Origin of the sequence: Streptomyces sp. NPDC051064, assembly GCF_044455985.1 — a bacterium.
Lineage (GTDB): Bacteria > Actinomycetota > Actinomycetes > Streptomycetales > Streptomycetaceae > Streptomyces.
This window is the reverse complement of sequence record NZ_JBITFK010000005.1, coordinates 191,746-208,437: the sequence shown is the minus strand read 5'-3', so window position 1 is coordinate 208,437 and position 16,692 is coordinate 191,746. Positions and strand designations below refer to the sequence as shown.

At 70.6% G+C, this 16,692-nt stretch carries 14 protein-coding genes; 6 read left to right on the top strand and 8 right to left on the bottom strand.

Annotation, left to right across the window (positions count from 1 at the left end):
- Positions 1-22 precede the first annotated feature (22 nt).
- Positions 23-1,252 (top strand): ROK family protein, encoded by a 1,230-nt coding sequence (locus tag ACIBCU_RS19135; protein WP_399232580.1) that lies wholly within the window; start codon positions 23-25, stop codon positions 1,250-1,252.
- A 42-nt stretch (positions 1,253-1,294) separates the two neighbouring features.
- Here ACIBCU_RS19135 and ACIBCU_RS19130 read toward each other — a convergent pair whose 3' ends face one another.
- From ACIBCU_RS19130 to xylA, 6 genes are all read right to left on the bottom strand, one after another.
- Positions 1,295-2,365, bottom strand: coding sequence for a YihY/virulence factor BrkB family protein (locus tag ACIBCU_RS19130; RefSeq protein WP_399232578.1), 1,071 nt, complete (start codon positions 2,363-2,365; stop codon positions 1,295-1,297).
- A 149-nt stretch (positions 2,366-2,514) separates the two neighbouring features.
- Positions 2,515-3,894 (bottom strand): GH1 family beta-glucosidase, encoded by a 1,380-nt coding sequence (locus ACIBCU_RS19125; RefSeq protein ID WP_362942139.1) that lies wholly within the window; start codon positions 3,892-3,894, stop codon positions 2,515-2,517.
- 9 nt (positions 3,895-3,903) lie between these two features.
- The gene (locus ACIBCU_RS19120) at positions 3,904-4,758 is read right to left on the bottom strand and encodes a carbohydrate ABC transporter permease (RefSeq protein ID WP_393764496.1); all 855 of its coding nucleotides are present in this window, start codon (positions 4,756-4,758) and stop codon (positions 3,904-3,906) included.
- A 5-nt stretch (positions 4,759-4,763) separates the two neighbouring features.
- Entirely contained in the window at positions 4,764-5,735 is a 972-nt protein-coding gene (locus ACIBCU_RS19115) for a sugar ABC transporter permease (RefSeq protein ID WP_362942145.1), read from the bottom strand.
- 11 nt (positions 5,736-5,746) lie between these two features.
- Positions 5,747-7,009 carry an ABC transporter substrate-binding protein gene (locus ACIBCU_RS19110; RefSeq protein WP_399232575.1) on the bottom strand — a complete coding sequence of 421 codons (1,263 nt, stop codon included), beginning with the start codon at positions 7,007-7,009 and terminating at the stop codon, positions 5,747-5,749.
- A 159-nt stretch (positions 7,010-7,168) separates the two neighbouring features.
- A complete protein-coding gene (gene xylA, locus ACIBCU_RS19105) occupies positions 7,169-8,338 on the bottom strand; it encodes a xylose isomerase (protein WP_399232573.1) in 1,170 nt (389 codons plus the stop codon).
- Positions 8,339-8,659: 321 nt separating this feature from the next.
- Here xylA and yicI point away from each other — a divergent pair, with 321 nt between their 5' ends.
- The 5 genes from yicI (at position 8,660) to ACIBCU_RS19080 (ending at position 15,639) form a co-directional block, all read left to right on the top strand.
- Positions 8,660-10,897 carry an alpha-xylosidase gene (yicI, locus tag ACIBCU_RS19100; protein WP_399232571.1) on the top strand — a complete coding sequence of 746 codons (2,238 nt, stop codon included), beginning with the start codon at positions 8,660-8,662 and terminating at the stop codon, positions 10,895-10,897.
- Between the two features lie 340 nt (positions 10,898-11,237).
- Positions 11,238-13,664, top strand: coding sequence for a SpoIIE family protein phosphatase (locus ACIBCU_RS19095; protein ID WP_399232569.1), 2,427 nt, complete (start codon positions 11,238-11,240; stop codon positions 13,662-13,664).
- A 136-nt stretch (positions 13,665-13,800) separates the two neighbouring features.
- On the top strand, positions 13,801-14,424 hold the full coding sequence (locus ACIBCU_RS19090; protein ID WP_362939052.1) for a histidine phosphatase family protein: 624 nt from the start codon (positions 13,801-13,803) through the stop codon (positions 14,422-14,424).
- 70 nt (positions 14,425-14,494) lie between these two features.
- On the top strand, positions 14,495-15,403 hold the full coding sequence (locus tag ACIBCU_RS19085; protein ID WP_362939050.1) for a TetR family transcriptional regulator C-terminal domain-containing protein: 909 nt from the start codon (positions 14,495-14,497) through the stop codon (positions 15,401-15,403).
- Between the two features lie 14 nt (positions 15,404-15,417).
- On the top strand, positions 15,418-15,639 hold the full coding sequence (locus ACIBCU_RS19080) for a hypothetical protein (RefSeq protein WP_399232566.1): 222 nt from the start codon (positions 15,418-15,420) through the stop codon (positions 15,637-15,639).
- Between the two features lie 12 nt (positions 15,640-15,651).
- Here ACIBCU_RS19080 and ACIBCU_RS19075 read toward each other — a convergent pair whose 3' ends face one another.
- Both ACIBCU_RS19075 and ACIBCU_RS19070 read right to left on the bottom strand, forming a co-directional pair.
- Positions 15,652-15,858 (bottom strand): DUF397 domain-containing protein, encoded by a 207-nt coding sequence (locus ACIBCU_RS19075; protein WP_362939044.1) that lies wholly within the window; start codon positions 15,856-15,858, stop codon positions 15,652-15,654.
- Positions 15,855-16,688, bottom strand: coding sequence for a Scr1 family TA system antitoxin-like transcriptional regulator (locus tag ACIBCU_RS19070; RefSeq protein WP_399232563.1), 834 nt, complete (start codon positions 16,686-16,688; stop codon positions 15,855-15,857). Before ACIBCU_RS19070 ends, ACIBCU_RS19075 begins: the two co-directional genes overlap by 4 nt.
- Positions 16,689-16,692: the final 4 nt, after the last annotated feature.

Genomic DNA, 16,692 nt, shown 5'->3' with positions numbered 1-16,692 from the left:
GTTCGTTAGGCTCCGAGGTCTGATGAAGAACACCCTCACCTCGCCGGCGGCCAAGGCCGGACACGAGTCCGTGCGCCGTCACAACCTCAGCCTGGTCCTGCGGACCGTCCGTGACGAGGGCGAGGTCACCCGGGCCCGGGTGGCGAGCCTCGTGGGGCTGACCAGGGCCGCCGTCTCCTCGCTCGTCGAGGAGCTGCTCGCGCTGGACTGCCTCAGCGAGTCAGGCAAGACCTCCAGCGGATCGGCCGGCCGCCCCGGCACCGTGCTGAAGCTCTCCCGCACCGGTCCGGCGGGGCTCGGCGTGGAGATCAACATCGACTACGTCTCCGTGTGCGCCGTCGACCTCACCGGCACCGACCGGGTCCGGGTCACCGAGCACACCGACCACCGGGACGTCCCGCCCGCCGAGGTCCTGGCCCACGCCGCCCGGCTCACCAACCGGGTCATCGCCTCCACCCGGGAACAGGAACTGCGGGTGGTCGGCGTCGAGCTGGCGCTGCCCGGCCTCGTCTCGGGCGGCGTCGTCCGGCAGGCCCCCAATCTCGGCTGGAGCAGGGTCGCGGCCGAGGGCATCTTCGGACAGGCGCTCAGCACGCTGCGCCCGGCCGGGCGGGCGCTGGCCGTCGGCTCCGACAACGAGGCCAACCTCGCGGCCCTCGCCGAGCTGTGGTTCGGCGGACTCGGAGGCGTACGCACCTTCCTCTATCTCACCGGTGAGATCGGCGTGGGCGGCGCTCTCGTGGTGAACGGCGAGATGCTCCGGGGCGCCCACGGGTTCGCCGGCGAGATCGGGCACGTCGTCGTCGACCCGCAGGGCCCCCTCTGCCGGTGCGGCGCGCACGGCTGCCTGGAGCAGTACGCCGGCCGGGCGGCCCTGCTGCGCGCCGCAGGGATCGACCCGGGCACGGGTGTGCGCGGGATCGACGAGCTGGAGCAGCGGGCTGCGGCCGGCCAGAAGCGGGCCGTCTCGGCGCTCCGGGAGGCGGGGGACCGGATGGGCGTGGTGCTGGCCGGCGCGGTGAACCTCTTCGACCCGGAGGCGGTCGTCCTCGGCGGGATCTACCGCAACCTGATGCCCTGGCTGGAGGAGTCTGCGGACGCCCAGCTCACCGCTCGGGTGGTGTCGGGCCGCTGGCACGCGAACGGCAGCCGGCTGCGGGCCTCGTCCGTCTCCGGCGACGCGGCGCGGGGCGCGGCGGCCCGGGTGATGTACGAGGTGCTGGAGAACCCGGCGGCGTACGCCCTGCGGTGAGGGCGTACGCCGCACGCCGCCCCGCAGCCGCCCGGAGGCCGTTCAGCCGAGGTGGCGGCGGTCCTCCTCGGTCCACTTGGCGGTGTCGCGCGGCTCCACGTACGGCTCCTCGGCTTCGGGGTGGCCGCCGTCGACGGCCCGCTGGCGGGCCATCTCCGCGTCGAATTCGAGGCCGAGCAGGATCGCCAGGTTGGTGATCCAGAGCCACACCAGAAAGATGATCACGCCGGCGAGGGCGCCGTACGTCTTGTTGTACGAGGAGAAGTACGCCACGTACAGCGCGAAGCCGGCCGAGGTGATCATCCAGAGCAGCAGGGCGAGGAAGCTGCCCGGGGTCACCCACGTGAAGCCCCGTCCCCGGGCGTTGGGCGCGGCCCAGTACAGAAGCGCGATCATCACGATGACGAGCAGGACCAGGACCGGCCACTTCGCGATCGACCAGGCCGTCATGGCGGGGCCGCCGACACCCAGGGCGGAACCGGCCCGCTGGGCGAGGGGACCGGTGAACACCACGATCAGGGCGCTGACGACCGCCAGCACCATCAGGGTCACGGTCAGCGCCAGGCGCAGGGGCAGCACCTTCCACACCGGTCGTCCTTCGGGCATGTCGTAGACGACGTTGGAGGAGCGGATGAACGCCGCGATGTAGCCGGAGGCCGACCACACCGCCAGCAGCAGACCGACGACGGCCATCAGCGACCCCGTGCCACCGTTGCCCTGCAGCTGCTGCACAGCTCCGGAAAGGATGTCCCGGACCGGCCCGGGGGCGAGCTTCTGCAGGTTGTCCATCACCTGCTGGGTGGCGGACTCGCCCGCGATACCGAGCAGGGACACCAGGACGAGCAGTGCCGGGAAGAGCGAGAGGACGCTGTAGTAGGTCAGGGCGGCCGCCCGGTCGGCGAGTTCGTCGTCCGTGAACTCACGCACCGTGCGCTTCAGTACCGCCCACCACGACCTCTTGGGCATGGCGGCCGGCCCGTCGGGTGCGTCGCGCTCCACCTCCGGGTCCGGACCGATGTGATCCGGCGTCCGGGTGGTGTCGTCCGCGCGGTCTCCGTGGCGGTCGGAGCCGTCGTGGGTGTGGTGAGCCTGTGGTTCCGGTATCCGTGCCATGGGAGTCCGGTAACCGGCCAGGCCGGACGGAAACCGGTCGAGCCGGGATTCGCTAAGGCACCGTCCGGCGGCACCGGTGCGCGGGAGAGAGCGCACGGGCCCGGGACGGCTGTTCAACCGTCCCGGGCCCGCAAGCCGTATCCGTGCGGTCAGGCCTTGTGCGCCGCGATCAGCTGCTGATACCAGCGGTAGCTGTCCTTCGGGGTGCGCTCCAGGGTGTCGTAGTCGACCCGGATGATCCCGAACCGCTTCGCATAGCCCAGCGCCCACTCGAAGTTGTCCAGCAGCGACCACACGTAGTACCCGCGTACGTCGACACCGGCGTCCATCGCCGCGCGCAGCGCCGTCAGATGGGTGCGCAGGTACTCCACCCGGTCCGCGTCGTGGATGGAACCGTCGGCCTCGACGCTGTCGAACTCCGCCGAGCCGTTCTCCGTGATGTGCACCGGCGGCAGGGCGTCGCCGTAGGTCTGCTTCAGCACGGTCAGCAGATCGGTGAACGACTCCGGGACGACCGGCCAGCCCATGGCGGTGCGCCGCACGTCCGGGTACTGGCCCTCCGTGTAGCGGTTGTCCGTGGCCACGCGCAGCGCCGGGTCCGCCTCGCGGTGCGGGGCGGCGGCGACCACGATCGGCCGGTAGTAGTTGATGCCCAGGAAGTCCATCGGCTGGGAGATCAGCTCCAGGTCCCCCTCGCGGCGGAAGTCCTGACCGGTGATGAGCTCGCCCCAGGTCTCCTCCTCGGTGGCCGGGTAGCGGCCCGCGAGGAGCGGCTCGGTCCACACCAGGTTGTGCTGGGTGTCCGCGCGGACGACCGCGGCGAGGTCGGCGTCCGACTCGGTGGCCGGGACGTTGCGGTCCAGGTTGAGCGTGATGCCCGCCTCGCGGACGCCCGCCGCGCGCAGCGCGTTCATCGCGTGGCCGTGACCGACCAGCAGGTGGTGCGCGGCGGCCAGCGCCCCGCGGCCCTCCTTGGCGCCCGGCGCGTGCCGGCCGACGGAGTAGCCGAGGAACGCGCTGCACCAGGGCTCGTTGAGGGTGATCCAGCGCGGCACCCGGTCGCCCAGGTGTTCGGCCATGATCGCCGTGAACTCGCCGAAGCGCTCCGCCGTCTCCCGTACGCGCCAGCCGCCCTTGTCCTCCAGGGCCTGCGGCAGGTCCCAGTGGTAGAGGGTGGCGGCCGGCTCGATCCCCGCCTCCAGGAGCGAGTCGACGAGCCGGGAGTAGAAGTCCAGCCCCTTCGGGTTGACCGCCCCGCTGCCCGTGGCCTGGATGCGGGACCAGGCGATGGAGAAGCGGTACGACTCCACGCCCAGGTCGCGCAGCAGCGCCACGTCCTCCGGGTAGCGGTGGTAGTGGTCGCAGGCCACGTCGCCCGTGTCGCCGCCGTCCGTCCGTCCAGGCGTGTGGCTGTAGGTGTCCCAGATGGACGGGCCGCGGCCGTCTTCCTCCACGGCGCCCTCGATCTGGTACGAGGCCGTGGCCGCGCCGAAGACGAAACCGGGCGGGAAGACCGGGAAGTCACTCATGGAGAACCTTTACTTGACCGAGCCGCCGGTGATCCCGGCGGCGATGTACTTCTGGGACAGGACGAGGAGGACCGCGGCGGGCACCGCCGAGAGCACGGACGCGGCCATGACCGAGCCCCAGTCGCCGACGTGCGCCCCGATGTACTGGTAGATGCCCAGGGTGATCGGCTTGACGTCGTCCGTCGTGTTCAGCGTGAGCGCGAACATGAAGTCGCTCCACGCGTAGAGGAACGAGAACAGCCCAGCGGTGATCAGCGAGTTGCGGCTCATCGGCAGGACGACCTGGACGAACGTACGGATGCGGCCCGCGCCGTCCACCTCGGCGGCCTCGATGACCTCACGCGGGATCGACACCATGAACGACCGCATCAGCACGATCGCGAAGGGGATGCCCAGCGAGGCGTCCGCCAGCATCAGGCCGAAGTAGGAGTTGACCAGGCCGAGGTCCACGTACGCGCTGTACAGGGCGTTGGCGATGACGATGCCCGGCACCATCTGGGTGATGAGCGTGCCGAAGACGATCGTCTTGCCGCCGCGCAGTTTGAACTGCGCCAGGCCGTACGCCGCCGGCGCGGAGATCGCCAGACAGATGGCCACGGCGCCGAGCGCCACGGCCAGCGAGGTCAGCAGGTTGCCGCCCTGCTCCGTGATGGCGGAGGTGAAGCCGGAGAAGTCGACACCGGTCGGGACCGGGCCCACGTCGACCAGGCTCGCGTCCGGCTGCAGCGCGGTGTTGATCATCCAGTACAGCGGGAAGAGCATGACCGCGAGGACGACGACGCCGAAGACGGTCGCACCCCAGCGGCGCTTGGGCCGGTGGACGGCGGGTGCCGGGGCGGCGGGGATCTGGGTGGTGGTCGCCATGCCGGTCACTTCCCCTCGTTGCGGTTGACCCGCAGGTAGAACACCGCGAAGACGGCGGAGATCAGGATCAGGATGTTGCCGACCACGGCACCGGCCCCGAAGTCCATCTGGACGAAGGAGTTCTGGTACGTGAGCGTGCCGAGCGTCTGCGTGGAGTCGGCGGGCCCGCCGTCGGTGAGGGCGAGGACCAGGTCGAGGATCTTGACCGTCGACATGAAGCCGAGCACCAGCACCACGGTGATGACGGGCTTGAGCATGGGCAGGGTGACCGAGCGGAACGTGCGCCAGGCGGACGCGCCGTCGAGCGCGGCGGCCTCGCTCAGCTCCTTCGGGACCTCCTGGAGGCCGCCGTAGAGGATCACCATGTTGAACGGGATGCCGATCCAGATGTTCACCAGGATCACCGAGATCAGCGCCATGCTCGTGCTGGTCAGCCAGGGCGTGTCACCGGGGAGGCCGACGGTGCCCAGGAAGGAGTTGAGGACGCCGGTGTCCTGGTCGAAGATGCGTCGCCAGACGATGCCGGAGACCACCATCGGGACCAGCCACGGCAGCAGGATCAGCGAGCGCAGGATCCCGTTCAGCGGGAAGCGGCGGGTGAAGAAGACGGCGAGGGCGAGACCGATGCAGAACTGGCCGACGAGCGATCCGACGGTGAAGAGGATCGTCTGCCAGAGGGCCTTGCCGAACAGCCCGTCGTTGAAGACGTTGCTCCAGTTGTCCGTGCCGTTGAACGGCGCCTCGCCGGTGAAGAAGGTGGACGGCGAGTAGTCCTGGAAGCTCATCACGATGTTGCGGACGAGCGGGTAGCCGAAGAACAGCGCCATGAAGATCACGGCGGGGGCGATGAACCCCCACTGGGCCAGCGACTTGCGCCGCTTGGCGCTCCGCGGGTTCACGGGCTTCTTGACCGCACCGGCCGCGGGGGCCTTCGGGTCGGCCGGCAGCGCGGCGGCTGAGGCTGTGGTGGATGACATGGTTCGTTACCTCAGTTCCCGCTCGTGACCTGCTGCTGGGCACGCTTCAGAGCGGCCTCGCTGGACTCGCCGGTGAGCGCGGACTGAAAGGCGCTCTGCAGGGCGAGCGACACCGACGACCACTGAGCGCCGACCTTCGCGGTACGTGAACGGGCCGTGGCGACCTGGTCGGCCAGCGCCGCCAGTTCGGGGGTCTTCCTCCGCCAGATGTCGGCCGCCTTGGTGTTGGCCGGGACCATCCAGCTGTTGATGGCGTAGGAGATCTCCTCCTGCTCGCCCGACATGCAGCCGATGATCTCGGCAGCCTTCTTCTCGCGCTCGGTGTCGCCGGTGTTGGGCACGGTGAGCACACCGCCGCCCAGCGGGCCGACCGAGTCGTCGCCCGCCTCGGGCACCGGGATCTCGGCGATGCCCCAGTTGAGCCCCTTCTTGGAGTTCAGCGTCTCGACCTGCCACGGGCCGTTGATCATCATGGCCGCGTTGCCGGCCATGAACTGGTCGTTCACATCGGCCTGGGTCCAGTTGACCGTCGACTTGGAGAGCGAGCCGTCCTTCAGGAGCGCCTTCCAGTAGTCGAGCGCCCCGGCCACCTCGGGGGTGTCGAGCTTCGACTCGTCACCGCCGTTGGACCACATGAACGGGGTGAACTGGAAGACGCCGTCCTCCGCGCCGCCCGCGCTCAGCGCCAGGCCGTAGCGCTTGCCCTGGGTCAGCTTCTTGGCCGTCGCCTGCATCTCGGCCCAGGTGGTGGGCACCTTCAGGCCGGCCTTGTCGAGGGTGTCCTTGTTGTAGAACAGCGCCAGGGTGTTCACCGTGCGCGCCGCCCCGTAGTACTCCCCGTCGAACGAACCGAAGTCGACGATCCCTTCGGGTATGTCCGTCGTCGTCAGCCCGAGGTCCTTCAGCGGGATCAGACCACCGGCGTCGGCGAAGGTCGGCATCTCGGAGGCGTCCAGCTGGAGGACGTCCGGCAGCGACTTCGAGGACGCCATGCGCAGCGCCTTCGTCATCAGCTGCGCGGCCGGCACGCTCTGCTGCTCGATGGTGATCCCGAGCTCCTTGCTGCAGCGCTCGAGGGTGTCACCGTCCCAGCGGTGGTACGACTCGTCGGTCGAGGAGTTCATGACGGTGTAGACGTCGTCGTCCCGCTGCTGGCCGCACCCCGACAGAACGGTGCCGGCGACGATCGCGGAGACGACGGTGAGAGGGACGACGATCCGCCTGTTGCGACGGGTGCGGCGTCCGGTCCGCCCGTCGGGGGAAGGTTCTGTCACGGTGGTGCCCTTGCGGTGAGAGGGGGGGCGGGGCCTGCTCATGGGAACGCTCCCACGGGCTGCTCGTCAAGCCCCTGCGAGGATCCGGCGGTGCCACGGCGGTGCCACGGCGGGTGAGGGGCGGGGTGCCCGGCCGGTCGGCCGGGCCCCGGGGGTGGGTCAGCGGACGCCGAGGAGGTGTTCCATGGCGAGCTGGTCGAGGGCTTCGAAGGCCATGGAGCGTTCGGCTGCGGCGGTCGCGTCGAAGTCCTCGTAGGCGGTGCGGTCGGCGAGGAGGGCCTTGAGGCCGTCGGCGGCGGTGGGGCGGGCGAGTTCGTCGAGGCGGGAGGCGGTCAGGGCCTCCTGGACGGCGGGGTCGGCGCGGAAGGCGGCGGCGCGCTCCTTGAGGATGAGGTAGTTGCGCATGCAGTTCTTCGCGGACTCCCACACCCCGTCGATGCCGTCGGTGCGTACGGGCTTGAAGTCGAAGTGCAGGGACCCGGTGTAGTCGGAGGTCTCGAGCAGGTCGACGAGCCAGAACGCCTGGCGCAGGTCGCCGGCGCCGAAGCGGAAGTCCTGGTCGTACTTGATGCCGGACTGGCCGTTGAGGTCGATGTGGAAGAGCTTGCCGGCCCACAGGGCCTGGGCGATGCCGTGGGGGAAGTTCAGGCCGGCCATCTGCTCGTGGCCGGTCTCGGGGTTCACGCCGACCATCTCGGGGCGCTCGAGGCGCTCGATGAAGGCCAGCGCGTGCCCGATCGTGGGCAGGAGGATGTCACCGCGGGGCTCGTTGGGCTTGGGCTCGATCGCGAAGCGCAGGTCGTAGCCCTGCTCGGTGACGTAGTCGCCCAGCAGGTCGAAGGCCTCCTTCATCCGGTCCAGGGCGACACGCACGTCCTTGGCGCCGCCGGACTCCGCGCCCTCGCGCCCGCCCCAGGCGACGTAGGTGGTGGCGCCGAGCTCCGCGGCCAGGTCGATGTTGCGCATGACCTTGCGCAGCGCGAAACGGCGTACGTCACGGTCGTTGGAGGTGAAACCGCCGTCCTTGAACACCGGGTGCGTGAACAGGTTGGTCGTGGCCATCGGGACCTTCATCCCGGTGCGCTCCAGCGCGTCCTTGAACCGGCCGATCAGCCGGGCACGCTCGGCCTCGGAGGACCCGAACGGGATCAGGTCGTCGTCATGGAACGTCACACCGTGCGCACCGAGCTCCGCGAGCCGTTCCACGGACTCGACCGGGTCCAGCGCGGGACGCGTCGGCTCACCGAACGGGTCGTTGCCACGCCAGCCCACGGTCCAGAGACCGAAGGTGAACCTGTCCGCGGGAGTGGGGGTGAAGCGGTCCGACATTGCACAGCCTCTTGCTCGATGTCAGGCCCGCCGACAGCTCCGCCGGCGGCCAATTTGTTTGCTTGCAGTACTAATACGCCATCCAGCCAACCGTTTCTAGGCCATTTCCGTGACGTGTCAGTTACGTGGCGCCAACATGGCAGGTCCGGGCCGCTGCCCCATGGTTCGGTTTCCCGGGCAATACGGGAATTCCTGCTGTCCACCGCCCTTCTCGGCCAAATTTGTTTTGTGTACGATCAAAATCGAGGACCCGCAGCCGCGCTCGCCGCAGGCGCCCTGACGTCCCGCCCAGCACCCCCGGATCGGCTAAGGACCACCCCCATGAAGTTCACCGACGGTTTCTGGCAGATGCGCAGTGGTGTGCACGCCTCGTACGCCACGGAAGTCCGCGATGTCCGCCTCGACGACGACCGTCTCGCCGCCTACGCCGCCGTCAAGCGCGTCGAGCGCCGCGGCGACACCCTGAACGCTCCGCTGATCACCGTGGAGGCCCACGCGCCGGCCGAAGGTGTCATCGCGGTGCGCCTCACCCACCACGCCGGCAAGCGCCGCAAGGGTCCCGACTTCGAACTGCCGGGCGCCGCCCCGCAGTCCGCCGCCACCACCCGTACCGAGGGCGCGAGCGCCGAGCTGACCAGCGGCCCGCTCACCCTGCGGTTGCCCACCGAAGGCACCTTCGGACTGGAGTTCCTCGACGCGGACGGCCGGGTCCTGACCTCCGCCGGCCGCAAGGGCAGCGCGTTCGCCACCGTCGACGACGGCAGCCACCACATGTTCGCCCAACTCGCCCTGGGCGTCGGCGAGACCGTCCACGGCCTCGGCGAGCGCTTCACGCCGTACGTGAAGAACGGCCAGACCGTCGACATGTGGCAGGCCGACGGCGGCACCAGCAGCGAGCAGGCGTACAAGAACATCCCGTTCTACCTCTCCTCACGCGGCTACGGCGTCTTCGTCAACCACCCCGGCAAGGTCTCCTTCGAGGTGGGCTCCGAGGCCGTCGGCCAGGTGCAGTTCAGCGTCGAGGACCAGACGCTGGAGTACTTCGTCATCGCGGGGCCCACCCCGAAGGACGTCCTCTCCCGCTACGCCGCCCTCACCGGCCTCCCCGCCCTGCCTCCCGCGTGGTCGTTCGGCCTCTGGCTGACCACCTCCTTCACCACGTCGTACGACGAGGCCACCGTCACCTCCTTCGTCGACGGCATGGCCGAGCGCGGAATCCCGCTGAGCGTCTTCCACTTCGACTGCTTCTGGATGCGCGAATACCAGTGGTGCGACTTCGAGTGGGATCCGGCCGTCTTCCCCGACCCGGAGGGCATGATCGCCCGGCTCAAGGACAAGGGCCTGAAGATCTGCGTCTGGATCAACCCGTACATCGGGCAGAAGAGCGCCCTGTACGAGGAAGGCGCGCGCGAGGGCTACTTCGTCCTCACCCCCGACGGCGACATCTGGCAGTGGGACAAGTGGCAGGCCGGCATGGCGCTGGTCGACTTCACCAACCCCGAGGCCACCGCCTGGTTCCAGAGCAAGCTCAAGGGCCTCCTCGACCAGGGCGTCGACGGCTTCAAGACCGACTTCGGCGAGCGCATCCCCACGGACGTCGTCTGGCACGACGGCTCCGACCAGGAGCGCATGCACAACTACTACACGCACCTCTACAACAAGGCCGTCTTCGAGCTCCTGGAGAAGGAGCGCGGCCAGGGCGAGGCCGTCCTCTTCGCCCGCTCGGCCACCGCCGGCGGCCAGCAGTACCCGGTGCACTGGGGCGGCGACTGCTGGTCCTCCTTCGAGGCCATGGCGGAGTCCCTGCGCGGCGGTCTCTCCCTGTCGCTGTCCGGCTTCGGCTTCTGGAGCCACGACATCGGCGGCTTCGAGGGCACCCCCGACCCGGCCGTCTTCAAGCGCTGGCTCGCCTTCGGCCTGCTCTCCTCGCACAGCCGGCTGCACGGCTCGTCGTCGTACCGCGTGCCGTGGGAGTTCGGTGACGAAGCGGTGGACGTGGCCCGGCAGTTCACGCGCCTCAAGCACCGCCTCATGCCGTACCTCTACGGCGTGGCCGTCGAGGCCCACCGCACGGGCGTCCCGACGATGCGCCCCCTGCTGCTGGAGTTCCCGGACGACCCGACGGCCCGCACGGCGGACCGCGAGTACCTCCTGGGCCCGGACGTCCTGGTCGCCCCGGTCTTCACCGACGACGGTGAGGTCGAGTACTACGTGCCCGAGGGCACCTGGACCCACCTGCTGACCGGCGACACGGTCACCGGCCCCGCCTGGCGCCGCGAGACCCACGGCTTCGACAGCCTGCCCCTGCTGGTCCGCCAGGGCGCGGTCCTGGCGCTCGGCGCGGACGAGACCCGCCCGGACGGCGAGTGGCTCGACGGCCTCGAACTCCGCGTCTTCGCCCCCGCCGGGACGGGCGACTTCACCCGCACGGTGACCGTCCCCGACCGCACGGGCGCGGTGGCGGCGACCTACGAGGTGGTCCGCGAGGGCGGCGAGGTCCGCGTCACGACGGACACGGACCGGCCGTACACGGTCACGGTCGTCGGCGAACCGGCCTGACGGCCGTCAGCCCCTGAGCCCGCCCCCGGGCAGACGGCCGGACCGCCGGGAGGAAGGCGGTCCGGCCGCCGGGCGTCCCGCCCGTGTCGCGTCCCGTTCTGTACGAGTCGGGCCCGGTGAGCGGCCGCCGCCCGAGGCCGGGACCGCCGCCGGCCCTCGCCGCAGCCCCTCCCGGCCCGGTCGGCGGGGTCCAGCCACGTCCCCACGCCGGTGACAGGCACGGCGGCGCCTCGCTCGCTGACCCGCGCGGGAAAGGCTTTGTGCGGTTTCAGCCATCGGTTGCCCCTGGCCAGACGTCGGCCCATGGTGGAGAGACCGAGGCGAGGGCGAGATGGATGCGATGACGGGACCGGGAGCCGCCCGGGACGACCGGGAGATGTGGCCGGACGATCCCGCCGCGGACGCGGCCAGAGCCACCGTGGACGCGCGCGGCATCGTCACCGGATGGAGCGAGGGAGCGCACCGGCTGCTCGGATACCCGTCCGCCGAGGTCGTCGGCAGGTCCGCGCTCGGGCTGATCGACGGAGAGCCGCCTGCCGAGACGCTGCGTTCCCTCAAGACGCTGGCGCGGTGGAACGGGACGGTGACGCTCGTCCACCAGGACGGCCGCCGTATCGCCGTGACGGTGCTGGGCCACCGCCGTGAGCCGGACGGCGAGGGCAGCCCCGGCGGGGAGTGGTTCCTGGTGGCCCCTCAGGCCCGCCCGGCGTCGCCCTCGGAGGACGACGCGTTGATGATGGGGGCCTTCACACAGTCCCGGTCCGCGATGGCGCTCTACGACGCCGACCTGCGGCTACGGCGGGCGAACGCGGAAATGGAACGCGTGCTCGGTCTCCCCGAGGAGGTGATACGGGGTCTGCGCGTCTCGGAGATCGTGTTCGCCCCGCAGTCCGCCGAGGTGGAAGTGGACATGCGCCGGGCGCTGGAAACCGGCGAACCGCAGCAGACGCAAGTGACGCTCTGCCTGGCGGGCTATGAGGCCGAGACCGTCTGGTCGGTCTCGCTCGTCCCTCTGCGGGACGCCGGGGTAGGGGTGCGGGGGGTCCTTCTCTCCGCGTACGACGTGACCGAGGCGCATCTGGCCGGGGAGCGTCTGGTCCTGCTCAACGAAGCCAGCCGCCGGATCGGCAGCACCCTGGATCTCGCGCGCACCGCGCAGGAGCTCGCCGACGTGGCCGTCCCCCAGCTTGCGGACTTCGCCACCGTCGACCTGCTCCCCTCCATCGAAAGCGGCGAGGACCCGCCCGTCGGCGCGCCGAGCAGCCCCATCATGCTGCGCCGGGCCGCCAGCCGGTCCGTCCTGGAGGGCTGCCCCGAGGCCGTGGTCCCGCAGGGAACGGTGGCCGTCTACCCGGACGCCTCACCCGCGGCCGAGTGTCTGGCCACGGGCCGGCCGCTGATCCAGGCAGTGACCGCCGACAAGATGGCCGCATGGGAGAGCAAATCCCCGGAGCGGGCCGAGCGGATGCGGCGGTACGGCTTCCACTCGGTGCTGGCCGTGCCCATGCATGCCCGGGGCATCACCCTGGGCGTGGCCACCTTCTCCCGCCACCGGCGCCCGGAACCCTTCACACAGGACGATCTGCTCCTGAGCGAGGAGATCACCGCCAGGGCCGCGGTGTGCATCGACAACGCCCGTCGCTACGCTCATGAGCACCTGACCGCCCTCACCCTGCAGAGCAGTCTTCTTCCACAGCGGCCGCCCCGGCAGGCCGCCGTCGAGGTCGCCACCCGCTACCTGCCTGCCAGCCCGCGTGCCGGGGTCGGAGGGGACTGGTTCGACGTGATCCCGCTCTCGGGCGCCCGGGTCGCCCTCGTGGTCGGCGACGTGGTCGGCCACGGTATCCAGGCCTCGGCAGCGATGGCACGGCTGCGCACCGTCGTACGCACGCTGGCCGACGTCGACCTCCCGCCCGACGAGCTGCTCACCCATCTGGACGATTTCGTCATCCACCTGTCCGCCGAGGCCGACAGCACGGAGGGCCCCTCCGGCGTCTTCGGCGCCACCTGCCTGTACGCCGTCTACGACCCGGTCTCCCGGCTCTGCACCCTGGCGCGCGCGGGCCACCCCGTACCCGCCCTGGTGGCCCAGGGCGGCGCCGTGGAGTTTCTCGACGTTCCAGCGGGCCCGCTCCTCGGACTCGGCGGCCTGCCCTTCGAAGCCACCGAGCTGGAGCTGCCCGAAGGAAGCGTCCTCGCCCTGTACACCGACGGTCTCGTCGAAGCCCGTGGCCGCGACATCGACGAAGGCATCGACACGCTGCGCGATGTGCTGGCCCGGTCCGGCCCGTCGCTGGAGGCGACCTGCGACACCGTCCTCCAGGAGCTTCTCCCGGACCGCCCCGCCGATGACGTGGCACTGCTGATAGCCCGTACGCGCGCCCTGGGCGCCTCCCACGTCGCCACCTGGGACGTGCCGTGCGACGCCGTCTCCGTCGCCGAGGCCCGGAGGAACGCGTGCCGCCAGCTGGCCGCCTGGGGTCTGGACGAAGCGGCGATGGTCACCGAGCTGGTCGTCAGCGAACTGGTCACCAACGCCATCCGCTACGGCGCCGCCCCCATCCAGCTCCGGCTGATCCGCAACAGCAACCTGATCTGCGAGGTTTCCGACACCAGCAGCACCGCCCCTCACCTGCGCCGGGCCCGCACCTTCGACGAGGGCGGCCGCGGACTGCTCCTGGTCGCCCAGCTCACGCAGGACTGGGGCACCCGCCACACGTACACCGGCAAGACCATCTGGGCCGAGCAGAGCCTCCCCGGCACCTGACGGTGAACGGCCGTACGGAGACCGCCCGGCCGGGGCGAGCCGCGCCGCAGCGGACCGGGCGGAATGCGATCGTGGGCCGGCAGGTTGGCACTTGCGGTACATACGCACGAGTACGGCACAGAGAGCGGAAGCATCCATGGGCGAGTTGATCCTGATCAGGCACGGCGAGACCGAGTGGTCCCGGTCCGGGCAGCACACGAGCTGGACCGACCTGCCCCTCACCGAACTCGGTGAACGCCAGGCCCGCGCCCTCGTCCCGCTCCTCGCCGAACGCGAGATCGGGCTCACCCTGGTCAGCCCCTACCTCCGCGCCCGCCGCACCGCCGAACTGGCGGGTCTGCCCGCACCCCGCGAGACACCGGACCTGCGGGAGTGGGACTACGGGGCGTACGAGGGCATCACCACGGTCGAGATCCGCCGCACCCGCCCCGACTGGAACCTCTGGACCGACGGCGTCGCGCCCGGCCCCGAGGAGCACCCGGGGGAGAGCCCGAAGGAGATCGGCGACCGGGCGGACCGGATCCTGGCAGAGGTCCGCGCGGCGGCGTCCCGTCTCGGCGAGGCGGACATCGCGCTGGTCGCCCACTCGCACTTCCTGCGCGTGCTCACCGCGCGCTACCTGCGGCTGACCCCCGCGAGCGGGGAGCTCTTCCAGCTCGCCACGGGCGCGGTCTCCCGCCTCGGCACGGAACACGGCAAGCCGGTCGTGACGGCGCTGAACATGGCGCTGCCGGAAAGGCTGTTCAACGCCATCGACTGAGCAGGAGCGGGGAAATTTCGCGCGGGTGCGCACCTAGCCCCGAACGGGGACGTGACGCCAGCATCGAGGGGTGGACAACTCCAACGAGCCGCACATCGCGCACAAGAGCCACCTGCCCCACCCCTACGACCAGGACATCTCCCATGTCCTGCGGCACCTCAGCAGGATCACGGCCACCGGCCGGAAGAAGCTCGCGAACAGCCTGGGCACCGCCGGCTATCTGGCCGCGGGCATGCGGCTGATCCAGCAGCACCTGGGGCCCGGGGCGGTGCGGAGCGCCGCCGCCACCGGGAACAGGCACTCGCTCGAACGCCCCCTGCTGGGATTCCTCTCCCAGCGGGCGGTCGCGGCAGCGGTCGCCGAGAACCCGCCCCCGTTCCCCCGTCGGGGCGGCGTACCGAGGCTGCGGACCACATGGCGGTCACAGTCGGACTTCGTCGCCGACCTGATCAACTTCGCCATGTGGCCGACGAATTACCACCCCGGATACCTGGAGCAGAGGGCAGTCACCACCAGGAGGCTCGTCGCAGGTGAGGACTTCGTCCAGGCTGTCCACGAAACGGCCTACCAGCACACCGCCGAGAGCGCCCGCATGCCGTCCGTCCGGCTCAGCCTCGCCCTGATGGTGCTCGCCGACGGCGACGACACGGTCCAGCGGGCCCTCACCGAGACGTACCGGGGCTACCTCTCCTCCTGGAAACAGGTCTACGCCGAGGTCCTCCAGGCACGGGGCCTGCGGTTACGGGCGGGGCTCGGCCTCGACGATCTCGCGAACGCCCTGTCCGCCGCCACGGACGGCGTGATCCTGCGCTCCATCGGTGACCCGCACGCCGGGGTCGTCGACCCGGAACGGGAGCGCTCCCTGATGGGCACGGTCGCCCTCGCGGTGATCCACGGCTTCCTGGAGCCGGCCGGGGACTCGGACGGACTCACTTTGGAGCAGGCCGTCCACGCGAGGCTGGGACGTGACGCGCTGTGAGGAGAGACGAACCCATGACATCCACCGACCGCACCCCGGCGGAACCCGGAACCGACGCGCGTGGTCCTGGACGGCTCGCCGCCGTCACCGGCCTGGTGTCCGTCATCGGCGCCGTCGTCCTGGCGCTCACCGGCCACGCCGAGGCCGCCGCGGCGGCGGGAGTCGCCGGCGGTGCTGTCGCCGGTGGCATCCACGTGACCGTGAACATCAACCGACGTCCTCCCGGCGAGGAGTGACGGGCGGCCCCGTCAGAGGGAGCCGTTCCTGAAGGCGCCGACGAACGAGGCCCAGTGAGCGGCGGTGAAGACGAGCGCGGGGCCATCGGGGGCCTTGCTGTCACGGACGGGGACGAGACCGGGGAAGCCGTCGGCGACCTCGACGCACTCGCCGCCGTCACCATTGCTGTACGACGCCTTGCGCCAGGCAGCTGTACTCAGATCGGGCGTGGTGGTCATGGCGTCAGGAACTCCTTCGCCGCCGAGGCGATCCGGTCCAGGGACGCCTCCGGCGACAACGCGGCAGCCCTGGCCAGATCGTAGGCGGAGCTGTGCTGCTCCACCAGCACGGGCTCTTCGACGAGTTGACCGCTGTACGCCGCCTCCGTGTAGACGACGGCAGGTGCCTCGGTGAACTGCATCAGAGTCATCGACGCATGGAGCAGGGGGTGGGCCCCGGATGAGAACGGGAGCACCTGAGTGATGAGCCGCGGGCGAGACGCGGCCTGTTCGGCGAGGTGGTTGAGCTGCTCGGCCATCACGGCTTGCCCGCCCACCGGCACGAGCAAGGCGGCTTCGTGAATCACCATCCAGAGCACGGGCGCAGTGGGCGAGTCGAGGAGGGACGTCCGCTCCATCCTGGTGCGGACGTGCCCTTCGATGACCTCCTGGGCGGCGAACGGGTGGGCGGACCGGGTGAGTGCCCGCGCGTAGGACTCCGTCTGCAGGAGGCCCAGGACGAGCATCGAGTTGAAACTTCCGATGGACGAGGCCTGCAACTGCAGCTCGGCGGCATCCGCGAAGTACCCCGCCACCTTCGACGTACGCGCCAGCCGGCACAGCCGCTGGAGGTGCTCGCCGCTGCCCAGCACCTCGTCCAGCGCGCGTGAGATCTCCTCCTGCGGGCGCCGCTCGCCCGCCTCGAAGAGCCCGATGTAGGTGCCCGAGCAGAAGACCCGCTCGCCCAGATCGTTCTGCGACAGCCCCGCCGCCTCGCGCAGGCGGCGCAGCTCCGCGCCGTAGAAGGCACGGGGGTTTGCGTACGGGTCCAGGTCCTTCGGCAGCGGCATGCTG